Consider the following 18,773-nt stretch of genomic DNA (forward strand, 5'->3'; position numbering starts at 1 on the left):
CCCGATGTCCTGGCGCACGCGGCCGGGCTCCGATGGAAAAGACGATGCAGAAACTCGATGCGGCGAGCCCGCTGGCGATGTCGACGGATTTCACCGCCGACAACGTCGCGCGCCTGAAGGCGCTGTTCCCCGAACTCGTGACCGAAGGCCCGCACGGCGCGTCGGTGGACGTCGACGTGCTCAAGGCGCTGGTCGGCGAGCACACCGTCGGCGCCGCCGACGAGCGCTACGGCTTCCACTGGCACGGCAAGCGCGGCGCGCGCCAAGCCGCGCTCACGCCGTCGACCGGCACGCTGCGCCCGTGCCCCGACGACAGCGTCGCGTGGGACGACACGCGCCATCTCGTGATCGAGGGCGACAACCTCGACGTGATGAAGCTGCTGCACAAGAGCTACGCGGGCAAGGTGAAGCTCGTCTACATCGACCCGCCGTACAACACCGGCAGCGATTTCGTCTACGCGGACGACTTCAGCGACAGCATCCGCCATTACCTCGCGATGACGGGCCAGACCGACGCCGGCGTGAAGCGCAGCACCAACACCGAGGCGAACGGCCGGTTCCACACCGACTGGCTGAACATGATGTATCCGCGGCTGAAGCTCGCGCACGCGCTGCTGTCCGACGAAGGGCTGATCGCCGTGCACATCGACGAGCACGAGGTGCATGCGCTCGTGCTGATGCTGCGCGAGATCTTCGGCGAGGAGAACGAGCTCGGCGTGGCCGTGTGGGACAAGCGCAATCCGAAGGGCGACGCGCGCGGCATCGCGTACCAGCACGAGTCGCTGGTGCTGTTCGCGCGCAACGCCGAGACGCTGCTCGAACAGGCGCCGCTGAAGCGCCCGAAGCGCAACGCGCAGCGCATGCTCGACGCCGCGCACGACGCCGTGTACCGCAGCGGCAACGCGAAGGACGCGCAGAAGGCGTACCGCGCGTGGATGAAGGCGCAGACCAACCTGTCCGGCGGCGAGGTGATGTACGACCGGCTGTCCGCCGACGGGCGCGTGTACCGGCTCGTGTCGATGGCGTGGCCGAACAAGAAGAAGGCGCCGGACGAGTACTTCACGCCGCTGATCCACCCGGTCACCGGCAAGCCGTGCGCGATGCCGGCGCGCGGCTGGCGCAATCCGCCCGCGACGATGCAGGCGCTGATCGAGCGCGGCCAGATCGAATTCGGCCCCGACGAGACCACCCAGCCGCAGCGGATCTACTACCTCGACGAGAACATGTACGAGAACGTGCCGTCGGTGCTGCCGTTCGCCGGCTCCGACGACGCGCTGCTGAAGGCGCTCGGCATCCCGTTCGACCAGCCGAAGCCGGTCGATTTCGCGGCGGCCGTGATCGGCTGGTGCACGCGCGGCGACGACATCGTGCTCGACTGCTTCGCCGGCTCCGGCTCGACCGGCCACGCGGTGATGCAGGTGAACGCGACCGACGGCGGCGCACGCCGCTACATCCTCGTGCAGCTACCCGAGGCGCTCGACCGCCGCGACAAGGCGCAGCAGGCGGCCGCCGATTTCTGCGCGAAGCTGAAGAAGCCGGCGACGCTCGCCGAAGTCACCAAGGAGCGGCTGCGCCGCGCCGCGCAGCAGGTCGCGCGCGACTATCCGGAAAGCTATGGCGACCTCGGCTTTCGCGTGTATCGCCTCGACACCACCAACGTGATCGAGTGGGATCCGCGCCGCGACGACTTCGACCATGCGCTGTTCGCGTCGGTCGAGCACGTGAAGACCGGCCGCAGCGAAGACGACCTGCTCGCCGAGCTCACGCTCAAGCTCGGCCTCGATCTGTGCACGCCGGTCGAGCATCACCAGGTGGCCGGCAAGACGGTGCACCTGATCGGCCGCGCGATCGTCGCGTGCTTCGACGCGCGCATGTCGCGCGACGACGCGGGGCCGCTCGCCGACGGCATCGTCGAGCTGCTCGATGCGACCGGCGCGACGCGCGACGTCACGTGCCTGTTCCGCGACAGCGGCTTCGTCGACGACGTCGCGAAGCTCAATCTCGCCGCGCTGCTCGAGCAGCACGGCGTGAAGCGCGTGCGGAGCCTCTGATGCGGCTGCATTTCGAAGCGGATCTCGACTACCAGCGCGACGCGATCGACGCCGTCTGCGACCTGTTTCGCGGCCAGGAATCGTATCGCGGCGACTTCAGCGTGCTCGCGAACGCCGCGCCCGGCACGACGGCCGCCGCGCAGGGCTCGCTCGGCTTCGCGGTGTCGGAGCAAGGCGTCGGCAACCGGCTGTCGCTGACCGACGACGCGCTCGCGCGCAACCTCGCCGACGTGCAGCTGCGCGGGGGGCTGCCGCCGTCCGGCCAGCCCGGCTCGCGCGACTTCACCGTCGAGATGGAAACCGGCACAGGCAAGACCTACGTGTACCTGCGCACGATCTTCGAGCTGAACCGCCGCTACGGCTTCACGAAGTTCGTGATCGTGGTGCCGTCGATCGCGATCAAGGAAGGCGTGCACAAGACGCTGTCGATCACCGAGGATCATTTCCGCGCGCTGTACGCGGGCGTGCCGTACGACTACTTCCTGTACGACTCGGCGAAGCTCGGCCAGGTGCGCCACTTCGCGGCGAGCGCGGCGATCCAGATCATGGTGATGACCGTCGCCGCGATCAACAAGAAGGAAATCAACAACCTCTACAAGGACAGCGAGAAGACCGGCGGCGAGAAGCCGATCGACCTGATCCGCGCGACGCGGCCGATCGTGATCGTCGACGAGCCGCAGAGCGTCGACGGCGGCCTCGAAGGGCGCGGCCGCGAGGCGCTCGCCGCGATGGCGCCGCTCTGCACGCTGCGCTATTCGGCCACCCACGTCGACCGGCATCACATGGTGTATCGGCTCGACGCGGTCGACGCTTACGAGCGCAAGCTCGTCAAGCAGATCGAGATCGCGTCGGCGATCGTCGAGGACGCGCACAACAAGCCGTACGTGCGGCTCGTCGGCGTGTCGAACCGGCGCGGCGCGATCAGCGCGCGCATCGAGCTCGACGTGGCGACCGCGGCCGGCGTGAAGCGGCAGATCGTGTCCGCGACCGACGGCGACGATCTCGAACGGCTGACCAAACGCGCGCTGTACGCCGGGCTGCGCATCGGCGAAGTGCATGCGGTCAAGGGCGCCGAATACGTCGAGCTGCGCCATCCGGAAGGCGACGCGTTCCTGTCGCTCGGCGAGGCGTTCGGCGACATCGACACGCTCGCGGTGCAGCGCGAGATGATCCGCCGCACGATCCGCGAGCATCTCGACAAGGAGCTGCGCCTCGCCGAGCGCGGCGTGAAGGTGCTGTCGCTGTTCTTCGTGGACTCGGTCGAGCGCTATCGCCGCTACGACGAGAACGGCACGCCCGTCAAAGGCGACTACGCGCTGATCTTCGAAGATGAATATGCGCGCGCCGCGCGGGTGCCGGCCTATCGCGCGCTGTTCGACGGCGTCGACATCGCCCGCGAGGTCGAGCGCGCGCACAACGGCTACTTCTCGATCGACCGCAAGGGCGGCTGGACCGACACGAGCGAGAGCAGCGCCGCCGCGCGCGAGAACGCCGAGCGCGCGTACGGGCTCATCATGCGCGAGAAGGAAGCGCTGCTGTCGTTCGACACGCCGCTGAAGTTCATCTTCTCGCACTCGGCGCTGAAGGAAGGCTGGGACAACCCGAACGTGTTCCAGATCTGCACGCTGCGCGACATCCAGACCGAACGCGAGCGCCGTCAGACGCTCGGCCGCGGGCTGCGCCTCGCGGTCGACCAGGACGGCGAGCGCGTGCGCGACCCCGGCGTGAACACGCTCACCGTGATCGCGACCGAGCGCTACGAGTCGTTCGCGGAGAACCTGCAGAAGGAAATCGAGGCCGACACCGGCATCCGCTTCGGGATCGTCGAGCAACACCAGTTCGCGGCGCTGCCGGTGCAGGAAGGCGACGGCCCCGCGCATGCGCTCGGCATCGAGCTGTCGCGCATGCTGTGGACGCATCTGCACGAGCAAGGCTACGTCGACGCGCAGGGCAAGGTGCTCGACCGCCTGAAGGACGCGCTGCGCCGCAGCGCGCTCGTGCTGCCCGACGCATTCGAGACGCTGCGCGCGCCGATCGTCGCGACGCTTCGCAAGCTGTCGGGCCGCTTCGCGGTGCGCAACGCGGACGAGCGGCGCGCGATCGCGCTGCGCCGCGATGCGTCCGGCAAGGCCGTGATCTTCGGCGACGCGTTCCGCGCGCTGTGGGAACGCATTCGCCATCGCACCGTGTACAGCGTGGACTTCGACAACGCGAAGCTGGTGCGCGACTGCACGACGGCGCTGCGCGACGCGCCCGACATCGCGCGGGCGCGGCTGCAATGGCGCAAGGCCGAGATCGACATCGGCAAGGCCGGCATCGAGGCGATCGAGGTGGCGGGCGCCGGCACGGTGCTGCTCGACGAAGGCGAACTGCCGTTGCCGGACCTGCTCACCGAGCTGCAGGACCGCACGCAGCTCACGCGCCGCTCGCTCGCGACGATCCTCGCCGACAGCGGCCGGCTCGACGACTTCCGCGTGAATCCGCAGCAGTTCATCGCGCTGGCCGCCGACGCGATCAACCGCTGCAAGCGGCTCGCGCTCGTTGCGGGGATCTCGTACAGGAAGCTCGGCGATCGTCACGTGCACGCGCTCGAATCGTTCGAGAGCGAGGCGCTCACCGGCTACCTGCGCAGCCTGCGGCTCGATGCGCGCAAGTCGATTCACGAGGCGGTGGTGTGCGAGACGGACGCGGAGCGCGCGTTCGCCGATGCGCTCGAAGCGCACGACGGCGTGAAGCTGTACGCGAGGCTGCCGGCGTGGTTCCGCATCGCGACGCCGCTCGGCGGCTATCACCCGGACTGGGCCGTGCTCGCGGAACAGGATGGCGGCGAGCGGCTCTATTTCGTCGTCGATACGCCGAACGCCGACGACGCCGTGCCGAGCGAGCACGAGCGCGCGAAGCTCGCGTGCGGCGCCGCGCATTTCCGCGCGCTGGCCGATGGCGAAGATGCGGCGCGGTTCGTGCGCGTCGCGCAGGTCGATGCGCTGTTCGAGCCCGGTGCGGCGGCGGGCGGCCGCGCGGGTTGATGCGAAGGGCGGCGCGAGCCGCCCTTTTTTCATTTGGGGGGACGCGCTTCCCTCCTTCGATACGAACGATCCGTCCGTCGTCCGCGGGAAAGCGGTTCGTATTCCGACGCGTTCTCACGCGCCGTTACGGCTGGTTGCAAATCAGGGTCGAGACGGCGAGCAACGACCGGCCTGCGATGCCGCGCGCGCCCATGAAAAAAGCGCGCCGAAGCGCGCTTGTTCCGTCCGCACGGGCACGCTTACAGCGTGCGGCCGAGCGCGTTGCGATGCCCGTGATGCGTCGAGGTCGCCGTCGTCGCATGCGCGGTATGGCCGTGCGTATGCGCGTGACCGTGGCCGGGCTGCACGCCGGCGCGGTCGGCGATCGTGTCGGAGCGATCGGCCGCGCGTGCGAGGCCCTTGTCGCGGTCGCCCGAGCGGAAGCCGTTCGAATTGCTCAGCGCGTCGCCGCTCATGTGGCTGCCGGACATCCCGCCCGCGTTGCCGCCCATCCCGCCCATCCCGCCTGCGCCATGGCCGCCGCCACCACCACCGCCATTGCCGCCAGCAGCCGCCTGTGCGCCGGCGGCCCCGAGTGCGAGCAGCGCCGCTGCCAGCACGGACAGATATCGTTGAGTTTTCATCGTTTTCTCCCTGAAGCGCGTTCGGATGACTGCATTCTACGAACGCGCGGTTTTCGCGCGGCGCGACGTTGTAAATGATCGTAACGCGGCGTGTGCACGCATTCGTCCGATCAATTTCCGGCCCACCGGCGTGCGACAACGACAGCGACCGGCGGCGACCGGCGGCGACGGTGTCGCGGCGCCGCCGGTCGTCGTGGTTCACTGCGCCGTCTGCGATGCGGCCGCGGCCGCCTTGCGCTGCGCCGCCTGCTCCTGCTCGTGCTTCTTCGCCAAATGGCGGCCGACGAGACAGCCGCCGACCGCGCCTACCACCGCATGGTGCCCGACGTAGTGGCCGGCAACGCCGCCCACCGCCGCGCCCTTGATGCAGCCGGCAGCCTGCGCGCTACCGATCGTTGTGAGCGCAACAGCCGCGGCGGCCGTCAACGTTCCGATGTATCGAATGGGGTTCATGCGATCACGCTCCTCGTGTCGATGCGATCAATGTTGTCGTGTGCGTGTCGCGGCGCTCAGTCCCAGCGGCCGCGCCAGCCGCCGCCGTCGCGCCAGCCGCGCTCGCGCCACTCGTGTTCTCGCCATTCGCGGCGGCGCCATTCATGTTCGCGCCACGCGCGCGCACGCCAGTCGTCGTCGCGATAGCCCACCGGCGCGTACATCACCGGCGGCGGCGGTGCGACGTAGACGGGCGCCGGCGCCGCGTAGACGCCCGGCACGCCGATCCCGACCGACAGGTCGACGTGCGCCGACGCGACGCCCGACGCTGCGAGCGCCGCTACACCGAGAACTGCACCGAGAATAAGTTTCTTGCTCATTTCGCGACTCCCTGCACGTATCGTGCGTGATGTGACTACGGTTCGGAGTCTAGGCAGCGCGGGCCGACACAGGTGAAACCGGTCTGCGAGACCGGTAACGGGCGATTACGGCGCCCGTGAAGCCTTGCTGCGCAAGGAGACGCGCGATTCGACACGCCGTTGCGACGGCGCATCGAATCGACGGAGACGGAAATTATTGCCGCAAGGCGGCCGGTGCGGCGTGCCCGGCCGCTACGCGCGGATATCGTCGACGCTGCGCAGCCAGTGCACGCTGAACAGCTCGTCGGCGTCGGTCCACACGGTGTCGGGCTCGAAGCCCGCGCGCCGCGCGATCGCATGGAAGCCGTCGATCGTGAACTTGTGCGAGTTCTCCGTGTGGACGCGCTCGCCGGCCTCGAAGCAGAACGCGTGGCCGCGCACGTGCACCGTCTGCGCGACATCGCTGACGAGATGCATCTCGATGCGCTGCCGCTCGCGATCGTAGAACGCGCAATGCGAGAAGGCGTCGACGTCGAAATCCGCGCCGAGCTCCGCGTTCGCGCGCACCAGCAGGTTGAGGTTGAACTGCGCGGTGACGCCCTGCGCGTCGTTGTACGCACGATGCAGCGTGCACTCGTCCTTCACCAGATCGGCGCCGACCAGCAGGCCGCCGCCGCGCAGCAGCCGTGCGGCGTCGCGCAGGAACGCATCGGCTTCTTCCGGCGAGAAGTTGCCGATCGTCGAGCCGGGGAAAAAGCCGATGCGTCGCCGCGGCGTGTTCGTGAGCTCGGCCAGTTGCTCGGCCTTCGTGTAGTCCGCGGCGAGCGGCGCGACGTCGAGCCATGGATACGCGGCGCGCAGGCGCGCGGCCGCGCCGTGCAGATAGTCGGCCGAGATGTCGATCGGCACGTAGCGCGCCGGCGCGTTCGCATAGTTGTTCGCGCAGGCGTCGAGCAGCACGCGAATCTTCTCGAGCGAGCCCGCGCCGAATTCGACGATGTCGGCATGCGGGCCGACGCGCTGCACGATCTCGGCCGCGCGGTCGCGCAGGATGCCGAGCTCGGTGCGCGTCGGGTAGTACTCCGGCAGCTCGCAAATGCGGTCGAACAGCGCGGAGCCGGCCGCATCGTAGAAGTACTTCGGCGGAATGCTGCGCGGCGTGCGCGACAGCCCGTCGATCAGGTCGCGCTCGAACGCGCTCGGCCGCGCCTCGCGGGCGGGTTGCTGGCCACCGCTCGTGGCCGTCAGGTCAGACGTCTCGCGCAAGTCGCACTCCCGTGAATTGCCAGCGCGCGGCCGGCGGAAAGAAATTGCGGTACGTCGGCCGCGCGTGGCCCGGCGGCGTCGCGATGCTGCTGCCGCGCAGGACCTGCTGGCCGACCATGAACTTGCCGTTGTATTCGGCCGCGACGCCGGCCAGCGGCCGAAAGCCCGGATACGGCTCGTACGACGAACGCGTCCACTGCCACACGTGGCCGAGCATCTCGCGCACGCCGTCCACGCCAAACGCGGCTTCCCATTCGAATTCGGTCGGCAGGCGTGCGCCGGCCCATTCCGCGTACGCGGCCGCCTCGTAGAAGCTCACGTGGCACACCGGCGCATCGGGCGCGAGCGGTTCGACGCCATGCAGGCCGAACGCGCGCCATTCGCGTACGGTTTTCGCGGTGCGGTCATCGTCGGCGATCCAGTATGCCGGCGCGCACCACCCTTCGCGCTGCACGGTCGCCCAGCCGTCGGACAACCAGAGTTCGGCGCGCGTGTAGCCGCCGTCCGCGATGAAGGCCGCGAATTCGGCATTCGTCACGAGGCGGTTCGCGATCTCGCACGGCTGCACGAGCGCCGTATGGCGCGGCCGCTCGTTGTCGAACGAGAACGCGTCGCCGTCGTGGCCGATCTGGACGAGGCCGCCCGGCTGACGCAGCCAGCGCAGCGCGCCGGCGTCGCCCGCGGCGAGCGCCGCTTGCGCGTGCGCGCCGTCGCGCGGCCGGAACGCAGGCTTGAGCGGGTTGCACGAGAACGCGTGCAGCATGTCGGTGACGATCAGCTCCTGATGCTGCTGCTCGTGATGCAGGCCCAGCTCGACCTCGGGTGCGATCGCGGCCAGCAAGGCGGGATCCGCAGCGTCGAGTGCGTGCTGCAGCGCTGCGTCGACATGCTGCCGGTACGCATGCACGCGCTCGAGCGACGGACGCGTGAGCAGCCCGCGCTGCGGCCGCGGATGACGCGGGCCGAGCGCTTCGTAATACGAGTTGAACAGAAACTGGAACGCGTCGTCGAACGGCGCGTAGCCGGGCACGCGGCGCATCAGCACGACGGTTTCGAAGAACCAGGTGGTATGCGCGAGGTGCCACTTCACCGGGCTCGCGTCGGGCATCGACTGCACGGCCTGGTCTTCGGCCGACAGCGTCGCGGTCAACGCGAGGCTATGGGCGCGCACTTCCTGGTAACGGCGCTGAAGCTGGGATGCAAGGAGGCTCATCGGTTTACCGTCCACGTCGCGATTCGCTGCGTTGCCGGGAAAAGGACAGCGTTGCGCTCGGATGCGCGCGGCTGACGTGCGACCTTCGTTGCTGCGTCGTCGGGCGGTAGATTCTGCGTCACTTCGTCTGCCCGTGCAGAACAGTATGGGCCAGAAATGTGACCGTCGCGAATCGGATTTCGGGTGAAACGATAGCGAAAGAGGAATGAAAGCATGGGTTCCACGAAGCTCGGATGGGCGGCGGGCGGTCGAATGCGGGTAGCGCAATGTGTCGCAACGCGCCCGCAATTCGCATGCCCGAGCGTCGATTCTGCCGACATCTGGTGACAAGCGCCCTGAGCGAGTGAAAGCTGCGATGACGCTGCGGCGTCTCCATGCGCGCGATACCGGGCGCGCTGCGCTTCTGATCGGACGCTCGTCGCACATGACCTGCAATCGCGCTGCATTGCCCCGCCGCTTCCGTTCGTTGAAATTTTTTTCGCGTCGATGTCACACGCGGCAGGTGTCGCTCGTCATGTCGTCTGAATCCACCCGAAAGGAGAAGCAACCATGACAACGAAACTCAATCCGTTTGCCGCCGCGCCCGCGCTGATGAAGAGCTGGATGACCGTATCGGTCGCCGCTGCCGGGAGCCTCGAGCCGACGCTGATCGAGCTCGTCAAGATCCGCGCGTCGCAGATCAACGCGTGCGCGAACTGCCTTAACATGCACACGGTCGAAGCGCGCGCGCGCGGCGAGACCGAGCAGCGCATCAATCTGCTGGCTGCGTGGCGCGAGGCGCCCTGCTACACCGATCGCGAACGCGCCGCGCTCGGCTGGACCGATGCGCTGACGCGGCTGTCGGAAGGCCACGATGCGCGCGCAGCCGCGTATGCGGCGCTGGTCGATCAATTCAGCCAGGAGGAACAGGTGAAACTCACGCTGATGATCAACGTGATCAACGGCTGGAACAGGCTCGCCGTCGGCTTCGGCTTGTGGGTCGATCCGGCCGAAGCGAAGGCTGCCGCCGCGAGCCTGGTGGCCTGATGACGAACGTCGATCCGTCCGCGGGCGGTGACGACGCAGCGGCGAGCTTCGATCCGCTGCGCCGTACGTTGATCCGCGTCGCGTACCGGATGCTCGGCTCCGTCGCCGATGCCGAGGACGTCGTGCAGGACGCGTTCATCCGCTGGATGGACGTCGATCGCGACGACGTGCGCGTGCCCGAGGCGTTCCTGCGCCGGATGGTGACGCGCATGTGCATCGATCAGCTGAAGTCCGCGCGGCATCAGCGCGAGACCTATATCGGCCCGTGGCTGCCCGAGCCGATCGTCGACGAAGACGTGCAGGAGGATGTGACGCTGCCGCTGCTGCTCGCGCTCGAACGGCTGTCGCCGCTGGAGCGCGCGGCGTTTCTGTTGCACGACGTGTTCGGTCTCGAGTTCGACGAGATCGCGACGACGATCCAGCGCGAGCCGGCTGCGTGCCGCCAGCTTGCTGCGCGGGCGCGCGCGCACGTGCGCGACGCGCGGCCGCGTTTTCATGTCGAGAAGCAGCGCGGAATCGAGTTGGCGGAGGCGTTCTTCGCGGCGTCGCGCAGCGGCGACATGCGGGCACTCGGCGCGCTGCTCGCCGAGGACGTGAGCCTGCATTCGGACGGCGGCGGCAAGCGCTCGGCCGCGGGCAAGCCGGTGTTCGGGTTCGACCGCGTGATGAAGGTGCACGCGTTTCTCGCGCGGCTGTTCGCGACGCATGCATCGAAGCTCGTGCGGGCCGGGTTCATCAACGGCTTGCCGGGCTTCGTCACGCTGGAGGCCGACGGCGAGTTGCAGACCACGGCGCTCGAGGTCGACGACGGAAAGATCGTCGCGATCTATGTCGTGCGCAATCCGGACAAGCTGAAGCATCTGCATTGAAGGCGCGCGGCGGGCGATTCGTGCGCCCGCTTGGCTGCTTGCAGCGCACGCGTATGCGTGATTTCGACCGCAAAAAGAAAAACGCCACGCGATGTTGCCGCGTGGCGTTCGTATGTTTGGCGAGCCGACTGCCTGTAGGCAATGCGTGCTGCCGGACCCCTTCATTTATTCGTTGGTAGGCTCGATTGGATTCGAACCAACGACCCCCACCATGTCAAGGTGGTGCTCTAACCAACTGAGCTACGAGCCTAAGAAGCCGCGAATTATAGAGAGGGTTTTCAGACAGCACAAGCCCCTTCGTGAAAATTTTTTGAATCGGTGTGCGGGGCGGCTGGCAGTCGGTGTCGGGGCGGCGAAGTCGGGGCGTTGCGCTCGTGTCGTCACGTCACAGCAAAACGTGTCGGTGCGCTGTGACGTTATCCACATCGCCCTCTGGATAACCGGCTCGGAAGCCTCTGGATTCACAGTGGAACGATTGGGGATACGTCGGTGCGGCTGTGAATCGACGAAAAGTTGTTCTGTGCTGCACAGAGATTTGCGTCTGCTTTGCGGCGGGTTATGCGTTGCGGTTCGGGCTTTGGATTCAGGGGGTTAAGGAGGTTATCCACTGTGAGGCCGTGCGCTTGTTAACTATCACTACGTATGTATACGAATCCTGTTAACACCTTTGGATAAGCACAGTCCGGAGACTGTGATTCGGAGTGGATGTGCACTGCGTGCGGTGGAGGGAGAACCCAATTTGGGCGCTGTGAGCGGGGCCAAGGTCTGGATGGGACGCACAGATCAATTGTTTGATAGCGTGGGGCCGGAGCTAGCTTGGCGAGCTCAAGCTGCATTGGGTGATGTGCTGCCTGGTAAAGCCGCGTAGCTCGGAAGCGGCGCGGCAGGCGAAGCGTCCTGGGGAGTGGTCTGCACAGGAAACGCTCGTGCCGGTGATGCGGCTCTCCATCACGTTTGGTTAACCGGAAGCAAACCAGTTCGAAGCGCTGTGCAGCTCGCCGGCCGGCTGTGCAAGCCGCTGCATGGAGGCGTCGTTGGCTCGAGAATGAAGAGACCCATACAAAGATGAGCGACAGCAACGTGAGTCCCACGACGCGAATTGGAAGCGTGGTACGAAGTTCAACGATGACGAAGACGATCAAGCAATACGACATGGCCGACGATGCGACCCGGCGCAGAATTTTCTGGCTGCTTCAACGACTGACCAGCTTCTCGCTCTGGAAGCGCAAGCGCGAAGCCTTTGCGATTTTCGCGAACGAGTACGAGAACGCGGTAAAGACTTGGCCCGAAGACGATCCGGAGCGCGTGCACGCAGATCATTTGCCAACCATCTTCGAAATTCTCGCTTCTTACGATCGAGGCTTGACCGAACTAGCCCGCGGGTATCGATTCGTGTGGCAGTGTGGCGAGCCGCTGGAATACGCGATTGATCGGTATAACTATTTGAATGCATATTTTTTCCCCCACCAGGATTACTGGGAGCGTGGTGCGCAATTCGCCGCTTACCCGCCAAAGATCGATGCGCTGGCCAAACTTCTGCATGCATCGGAATACCAGATGGAGAACGCTCCGTTGGAGCCGTCGAGTTTGAACAACGATCTCGCACAACTGCGCTCGGTCGGACTGCTGCTGTCTCCCGGTGCATACGACAACACCTTCTACACGCTTCCATATCCGGTATTTCCGGCGAACCTGCCGGAGGTTCCGGAACCCGTCGGCCCCGTGATCAAATCCGGGCACAAAGTGCCTTGCGACGGCATCTGGGAGCCCGTTACCGTCAGGCGATCGAAGTTGCTGGGCGTTGTGCCGGTCGGCAATCGCAGCTTGCACAACAACGGCTGCTTCAACTATTTCATTCGCGACATCCGCGCGCCGAACCTCAGGGATGACGAGACGCGAACGCCCGTCAAGACGCACTGGCGGCTGTTGTGGGAAGACAAGCGATACGCGGACGGCATCGTCCCCGACGAATCGGAGTACTTCCTCGATCCGCCTTCAGCGCCGGCGTCGGACCGCGACCCCGTCGCGCAGGTCCGCACCAGCGATATCTGCCCGGTGACCGGCGATTGGCAGACGGACGAATACGGCGGCAAGGTGCTGCGCGTCGAAGCCGGGGCGGCGATGCCCGACATGCTGGTCCGGGACAATCTGGGGGAGCTCAAGGTGCACTGGGTGACGTGGCGTCTGGTGAAACGCGCGTAGTGCGCAGACGGCAAGGGCGCGCAAATGCCGCCCGTGCTGCCGTAGCGCTTGGCTTCTAAGTGTGGACAACCGGCACGTAACACAATCGGAAACGCTGTGCCCGTCGACAAAAAGCACGAGTTCGAAGCACTGACGCGCATGCGAACACCGCGAGCGCAGCCGAACCGAGATCCGCTATGCCGGCTCAGTGAAAGCTGTGTGGATATCGCCGTCCAAAGTCACTCGAAACGCTGTGTAACCCGAAGATGGGCGGTTCGACGAGAGGCTGCATGCAGAGTTGCCGAGACCGATGTTGATATCCCGCGTGCAGAAGACGCCAAACCGCATGACACCGGAGCCGCGCAGGACACGCCGATCTGCGAACGCACTGCGACGAGACGCTCTGTGTGGACAACCGCCACAAAAGCGACTCCCAACGCTGTGGATCTGAACGTCTCACATGAGCGCTTTGAGCGCTGGCCGAGCTCCACCAGCCGGCCCGCCGACATTACCCCCCTCAAATCTGCTGATCCAACGCCCTCGCAACGGCTTGCTCACCGAGATTGCTCGCCGGCCCGACCACCGCATAGTTGAGCCCGTTCACCGACCCATACCGCGCCATCAACGCGCCGTCCACGCGCTGCCCCGCGGGCAGCAGCCGATTTTTCGCTTCCGCCGGCCGCAGATAGAAGCTCAGCGTCCGCCCGGCATCGTCCTCATAGAGCACCATCGCGGCCGCGGCGCCGCTGTCCGTCATGAACAACCGCGCGCCGATCGGCTTGAACCCCGCGGCACTCAAGTCCGGCAGCTTCGCCGATGCGCCGACGCGTTTGGTGAGCCACCCATGCAGATCCTTCGCACTCGTCGGCCGGAAATCCACCTTCGCGACCTGATCGACCACCATCATCCGGTAAGCCTCGACCGCATCGCTCATCGGCGCGACGGGCGGCGGCGCGTTCCACCCGCGCGCCTGCCAGCCGCCGAAGGTGCCGAGCCCGATGCAGAACACGAACGAAGCGGCCATCGCGAACCGCATCCGTGAGCGTTCGGCGCGGCGCGAACGAATCGCGGCCGGATCGAGCTCGGGATTCCCGGTGGGCATCCGCACGCTTTCGAGCGCTGCCCGCAACCGCTGCGCATCCTGCTGCCACTGCTTCACCTGCTCGGCGCTCTCCGGATGCAGCGCGAGATATCGCTCGACCGCGGCGCGCGCATCGTCGTCGAGCTGGCCGTCGACATAGGCCTGGAGATCGTGTTCGTCGGGGCGGAGGTCGTTCATTTCATCAACCGGAGAGAAGGAGCGGGAAGCTCGCCGTCGCTGAGCTGGCGCAGCGCCTGCCGCGCGCGCGACAGGCGCGACATCACGGTGCCGATCGGCACCTCGAGCAGGTCGGCGACTTCCCGATACGTGAAGCCTTCGACCGCGACGAGCAGCAGCAGGCTGCGTTGCTCGTCGGAGAGCCGGCCGAACGCTTCGAGCGTCGCGCGCGCGGCGAATTCGCGTTCGGCGGACGGCCAGTGCGCGTCTTCATCGTCGCGGATGCGGCCGAGCAGCCACGCGTAGCGCTTCGCGCTGCGCTTGCCGTCGAGAAACTGGCGGTAAAGGATCGTGAAGAGCCAGCTGCGCAGCGATGCGTCGTCGCGGCGGCTCGCCCAGCGCGACAACGCGCGCTCGAGCGTCGACTGAACGAGATCGTCGGCTGCGTGGACGTCGCGCGCCAACCACAGCGCGAAGCGTCGCAGCCTGGGGATGAGTTCGCGCAACGCGTCGTCGTCGGGGGCGTTTGAAGGCATGGCCGGGGGCGAGCCGAAAGGCGTGGAGATGCCGGGTAAGACGCCGCCCGGCACCGCTTATTCCATCAGCATACGAAAAATTGTTTCGTGGAATAAAGCGACGCGGGCGGCGTCCTATTCCCGTTCGACAATGATCAGACGATCGGGAGTGCATCCATGAAGCAATCTTCTTCTTCGCCGCCGCGCGAGCCTGGGCGCGGATGGTGGCGCTGGGCCGTGATCGGCGGCGCGGCGGCCGGCGTGGTGGTGGCGTTCGGCTATGTCGGCGGGTGGCTCGCGCCGGCGCGGCTGACGCCGCATCGGCTCGTCGACGCGCTGCAGACGGCCGGCGGCGGCGTCCATCCGGGCTTCCGGCGCAATCACGCGAAGGGCGTGTGCGTGACCGGCTACTTCGAAGGCAGCGGCGCCGCGAGTGCGTATTCGGTGGCGCCGTTCTTCAAGCCCGTGCGCACGCCGGTGGTCGGCCGGTTCGCGCTGCCGGGCGGCAATCCGTATGCGCCGGACAGCAGCGTGCCGATCCGCAGCCTCGCGCTGAAGCTGACCGCGCCGGACGGCGAGCAATGGCGCACCGGGATGAACGCGATGCCGGTGTTCCCGGTCGCGACGCCGAAGGCGTTCTACGAGCAGCTGCTCGCGACCGCGCCCGACCCGGCGACGGGCAAGCCCGATCCGGCGAAGGTGAAGGCGTTCTTCGCCGCGCATCCGGAGACGGCCGCCTTCCGCGCATGGGTGAAGGGTGCGAAGCCGAGCGCGAGCTACGTCACCGAAAGCTATTACGGGCTGAACGCGTTCTACTTCGTCGACGCCGCCGGCCAGCGGCACGCGGTGAGATGGCGCGTCGTGCCCGAGCAGACGGCCGGCGCCGCGGACGTCGCGACGGCGGCCGATCCGAACGTGCTGCAGCAGGACGTCACGCGCCGCATCGCTGGCGGTGCGCAGAAGTGGAAGCTGCTCGTCACCTTGGCCGACCCCGGCGATCCGGTGGACGACGCGACGAAAACCTGGCCCGCGCAGCGAACGACGATCGACGCGGGCACGCTGGTGCTCGATCGCGTCGAGCCGCAGGACAGCGGCCCGTGCCGCGACGTGAACTACGACCCGACGGTGCTGCCGCGCGGGATTCAGGTGTCGGGCGATCCGTTGCTGGCGGCGCGCTCGGCCGCGTATGCGGATTCGTATCTGCGCCGCACGAGTGAAGAGGCCGGCGTGGCCGGGGCCGCGCGATTGACTGCGGAGGGACGATGATGAAGGGAACGACGACGTTTGGCTTGCCGGCAAGGCTGCTGCATTGGGTGATGGCCGCGATGATCGTGACGATGCTGTTCGTCGGTGTGGGGATGGTGGCGTCGATTTCGCGGCGACACGATTTCCTGGTGGCGTTGCACAAGCCGTTGGGGATCGCCGTGCTGGTGCTGGTGTGCGTGCGCATCGCGGTGCGGCTGTCGACGAAAGCGCCGGCGCTGCCGGACGATCTGCCGTGGTGGCAGAAGTTCGCCGCGCACGGGTCGCATCTCGTGCTGTATGCGCTGATGGTCGCGATGCCGCTGATCGGCTGGGCGATGCTGTCGGCGGGCGGATACCCGGTGACCTTGGGCGGCGGGGTGCAATTGCCGGCGCTGGTCTCGGCGGATCCGGCGACCTTCGCATGGCTGCGGGTCGCGCATCGGGTGTTGGCTTACCTGTTCTTCGTCACGTTCGTCGCGCACTTCGCGGCGGCGCTCTATCACGGGCTGATCCGGCGCGACGGGGTGGTGAGGGCGATGGTCGGGCGTTGACTTGCGCGGGGTGCGCGCGATGCGGCGGGGCTGTCGGCGGCGCTCGAGGGCGCCGCCGCTGTCTCGATTTGACGGCTGCGGAAGGCTGCTCAACGGACCCCGCCGCACCGCTTGTCAAAAAATTTTCAAAAAGTGCTTGACGCCGATGCTGGGGAAAACCATAATTCGGCCTCTCTTGATTGAGACGCGAAACAAACGAGACGTTTGAAACGCGACGTTCTTTAAAAATTAACAGCCGATAAGTGTGGGCGCTTGATGGAAGCGAGCTGATCTTCGGGTCAGAAAGCGAAAGTATCAAGAGTCTCACACTAAAGTAAGTCAGGTTTATGAAGAGATTCATATACCTGTCAGCTTTGAGTGAGCGACCGGTTCTTAACGGAACCGAAAACAGTAACAGGTTTAAACTGAAGAGTTTGATCCTGGCTCAGATTGAACGCTGGCGGCATGCCTTACACATGCAAGTCGAACGGCAGCACGGGTGCTTGCACCTGGTGGCGAGTGGCGAACGGGTGAGTAATACATCGGAACATGTCCTGTAGTGGGGGATAGCCCGGCGAAAGCCGGATTAATACCGCATACGATCTATGGATGAAAGCGGGGGACCTTCGGGCCTCGCGCTATAGGGTTGGCCGATGGCTGATTAGCTAGTTGGTGGGGTAAAGGCCTACCAAGGCGACGATCAGTAGCTGGTCTGAGAGGACGACCAGCCACACTGGGACTGAGACACGGCCCAGACTCCTACGGGAGGCAGCAGTGGGGAATTTTGGACAATGGGCGAAAGCCTGATCCAGCAATGCCGCGTGTGTGAAGAAGGCCTTCGGGTTGTAAAGCACTTTTGTCCGGAAAGAAATCCTTGGCTCTAATACAGTCGGGGGATGACGGTACCGGAAGAATAAGCACCGGCTAACTACGTGCCAGCAGCCGCGGTAATACGTAGGGTGCAAGCGTTAATCGGAATTACTGGGCGTAAAGCGTGCGCAGGCGGTTTGCTAAGACCGATGTGAAATCCCCGGGCTCAACCTGGGAACTGCATTGGTGACTGGCAGGCTAGAGTATGGCAGAGGGGGGTAGAATTCCACGTGTAGCAGTGAAATGCGTAGAGATGTGGAGGAATACCGATGGCGAAGGCAGCCCCCTGGGCCAATACTGACGCTCATGCACGAAAGCGTGGGGAGCAAACAGGATTAGATACCCTGGTAGTCCACGCCCTAAACGATGTCAACTAGTTGTTGGGGATTCATTTCCTTAGTAACGTAGCTAACGCGTGAAGTTGACCGCCTGGGGAGTACGGTCGCAAGATTAAAACTCAAAGGAATTGACGGGGACCCGCACAAGCGGTGGATGATGTGGATTAATTCGATGCAACGCGAAAAACCTTACCTACCCTTGACATGGTCGGAATCCTGAAGAGATTCGGGAGTGCTCGAAAGAGAACCGGCGCACAGGTGCTGCATGGCTGTCGTCAGCTCGTGTCGTGAGATGTTGGGTTAAGTCCCGCAACGAGCGCAACCCTTGTCCTTAGTTGCTACGCAAGAGCACTCTAAGGAGACTGCCGGTGACAAACCGGAGGAAGGTGGGGATGACGTCAAGTCCTCATGGCCCTTATGGGTAGGGCTTCACACGTCATACAATGGTCGGAACAGAGGGTTGCCAACCCGCGAGGGGGAGCTAATCCCAGAAAACCGATCGTAGTCCGGATTGCACTCTGCAACTCGAGTGCATGAAGCTGGAATCGCTAGTAATCGCGGATCAGCATGCCGCGGTGAATACGTTCCCGGGTCTTGTACACACCGCCCGTCACACCATGGGAGTGGGTTTTACCAGAAGTGGCTAGTCTAACCGCAAGGAGGACGGTCACCACGGTAGGATTCATGACTGGGGTGAAGTCGTAACAAGGTAGCCGTATCGGAAGGTGCGGCTGGATCACCTCCTTTCCAGAGCTATCTCGCAAAATTGAGCGCCCACGCTTATCGGCTGTTGGTTTAGAAAGAAAGACTGTCTGTTAGCGGTTTTATCGGTTATAATACCGGCCGCTTTCGATAATCTTCAATGAAAAATATTCGAACGGTGTTTCGTTCGAGTCTTTCTCATTGGCGATTGAGCCAGTCAGAGCGGTACGAAAGTATCGGCTGTCGTTCTTTAACAATCTGGAAGAAGT

General features: G+C 65.5%; 14 protein-coding genes, 1 tRNA gene and 1 rRNA gene. 8 read left to right on the forward strand and 8 right to left on the reverse strand.

Annotated elements, in window-relative coordinates; translation table 11 throughout:
* Positions 1-32: 32 nt before the first annotated feature.
* Together MBR110_RS02090 and MBR110_RS02095 are read left to right on the forward strand one after the other, a co-directional pair.
* Positions 33-2,051: a site-specific DNA-methyltransferase gene (locus tag MBR110_RS02090; RefSeq protein ID WP_014722124.1), complete on the forward strand. Its 2,019-nt coding sequence runs from the start codon at positions 33-35 to the stop codon at positions 2,049-2,051.
* Entirely contained in the window at positions 2,051-5,077 is a 3,027-nt protein-coding gene (locus MBR110_RS02095) for a type III restriction-modification system endonuclease (protein ID WP_059741174.1), read from the forward strand. Before MBR110_RS02090 ends, MBR110_RS02095 begins: the two co-directional genes overlap by 1 nt.
* Positions 5,078-5,316: 239 nt before the next feature.
* Here MBR110_RS02095 and MBR110_RS02100 read toward each other — a convergent pair whose 3' ends face one another.
* From MBR110_RS02100 to egtB, 5 genes are all read right to left on the reverse strand, one after another.
* Complete coding sequence (locus tag MBR110_RS02100; RefSeq protein ID WP_034193012.1) at positions 5,317-5,700, reverse strand: hypothetical protein; 384 nt, start codon at positions 5,698-5,700, stop codon at positions 5,317-5,319.
* 198 nt (positions 5,701-5,898) lie between these two features.
* Positions 5,899-6,153: a glycine zipper 2TM domain protein gene (locus MBR110_RS02105; RefSeq protein WP_045578658.1), complete on the reverse strand. Its 255-nt coding sequence runs from the start codon at positions 6,151-6,153 to the stop codon at positions 5,899-5,901.
* A 56-nt stretch (positions 6,154-6,209) separates the two neighbouring features.
* Positions 6,210-6,512 (reverse strand): hypothetical protein, encoded by a 303-nt coding sequence (locus tag MBR110_RS02110; RefSeq protein WP_011882740.1) that lies wholly within the window; start codon positions 6,510-6,512, stop codon positions 6,210-6,212.
* Between the two features lie 231 nt (positions 6,513-6,743).
* A complete protein-coding gene (gene egtD / locus MBR110_RS02115) occupies positions 6,744-7,757 on the reverse strand; it encodes an L-histidine N(alpha)-methyltransferase (RefSeq protein WP_045578659.1) in 1,014 nt (337 codons plus the stop codon).
* Complete coding sequence (gene egtB, locus MBR110_RS02120) at positions 7,741-8,970, reverse strand: ergothioneine biosynthesis protein EgtB (RefSeq protein WP_045578660.1); 1,230 nt, start codon at positions 8,968-8,970, stop codon at positions 7,741-7,743. Before egtB ends, egtD begins: the two co-directional genes overlap by 17 nt.
* 549 nt (positions 8,971-9,519) lie before the next feature.
* Between egtB and MBR110_RS02125 the strand changes: the two genes are divergently transcribed.
* Both MBR110_RS02125 and MBR110_RS02130 read left to right on the forward strand, forming a co-directional pair.
* Positions 9,520-9,996: a carboxymuconolactone decarboxylase family protein gene (locus tag MBR110_RS02125; RefSeq protein ID WP_059606297.1), complete on the forward strand. Its 477-nt coding sequence runs from the start codon at positions 9,520-9,522 to the stop codon at positions 9,994-9,996.
* Entirely contained in the window at positions 9,996-10,865 is an 870-nt protein-coding gene (locus tag MBR110_RS02130; protein ID WP_181709150.1) for a sigma-70 family RNA polymerase sigma factor, read from the forward strand. Before MBR110_RS02125 ends, MBR110_RS02130 begins: the two co-directional genes overlap by 1 nt.
* Before the next feature lie 173 nt (positions 10,866-11,038).
* Here MBR110_RS02130 and MBR110_RS02135 read toward each other — a convergent pair.
* A tRNA-Val gene (locus MBR110_RS02135) sits at positions 11,039-11,115 on the reverse strand.
* A gap of 875 nt (positions 11,116-11,990) precedes the next feature.
* On the opposite strand from MBR110_RS02135, the gene MBR110_RS02140 reads away from it, so the two are divergent.
* Positions 11,991-13,067 carry an Imm72 family immunity protein gene (locus MBR110_RS02140; RefSeq protein ID WP_043290588.1) on the forward strand — a complete coding sequence of 359 codons (1,077 nt, stop codon included), beginning with the start codon at positions 11,991-11,993 and terminating at the stop codon, positions 13,065-13,067.
* Positions 13,068-13,563: 496 nt separating this feature from the next.
* Here the strand turns inward: MBR110_RS02140 and MBR110_RS02145 are convergent, their stop codons facing one another.
* A complete protein-coding gene (locus tag MBR110_RS02145; RefSeq protein ID WP_011882732.1) occupies positions 13,564-14,325 on the reverse strand; it encodes an anti-sigma factor family protein in 762 nt (253 codons plus the stop codon).
* Entirely contained in the window at positions 14,322-14,840 is a 519-nt protein-coding gene (locus MBR110_RS02150; RefSeq protein WP_011882731.1) for a sigma-70 family RNA polymerase sigma factor, read from the reverse strand. The genes MBR110_RS02145 and MBR110_RS02150 overlap by 4 nt, the downstream gene beginning before the upstream one ends.
* Positions 14,841-14,996: 156 nt before the next feature.
* Between MBR110_RS02150 and MBR110_RS02155 the strand changes: the two genes are divergently transcribed.
* The 3 genes from MBR110_RS02155 (at position 14,997) to MBR110_RS02165 (ending at position 18,549) form a co-directional block, all read left to right on the forward strand.
* Complete coding sequence (locus MBR110_RS02155; RefSeq protein WP_059560725.1) at positions 14,997-16,085, forward strand: catalase family peroxidase; 1,089 nt, start codon at positions 14,997-14,999, stop codon at positions 16,083-16,085.
* Entirely contained in the window at positions 16,082-16,615 is a 534-nt protein-coding gene (locus tag MBR110_RS02160) for a cytochrome b (RefSeq protein ID WP_045578666.1), read from the forward strand. The genes MBR110_RS02155 and MBR110_RS02160 overlap by 4 nt, the downstream gene beginning before the upstream one ends.
* A 401-nt stretch (positions 16,616-17,016) precedes the next feature.
* Positions 17,017-18,549, forward strand: a 16S ribosomal RNA gene (locus tag MBR110_RS02165).
* Positions 18,550-18,773 lie beyond the last annotated feature (224 nt).

Origin of the sequence: Burkholderia sp. MBR-1 (genome assembly GCF_013822785.1) — a bacterium.
Taxonomy (GTDB): domain Bacteria; phylum Pseudomonadota; class Gammaproteobacteria; order Burkholderiales; family Burkholderiaceae; genus Burkholderia; species Burkholderia vietnamiensis.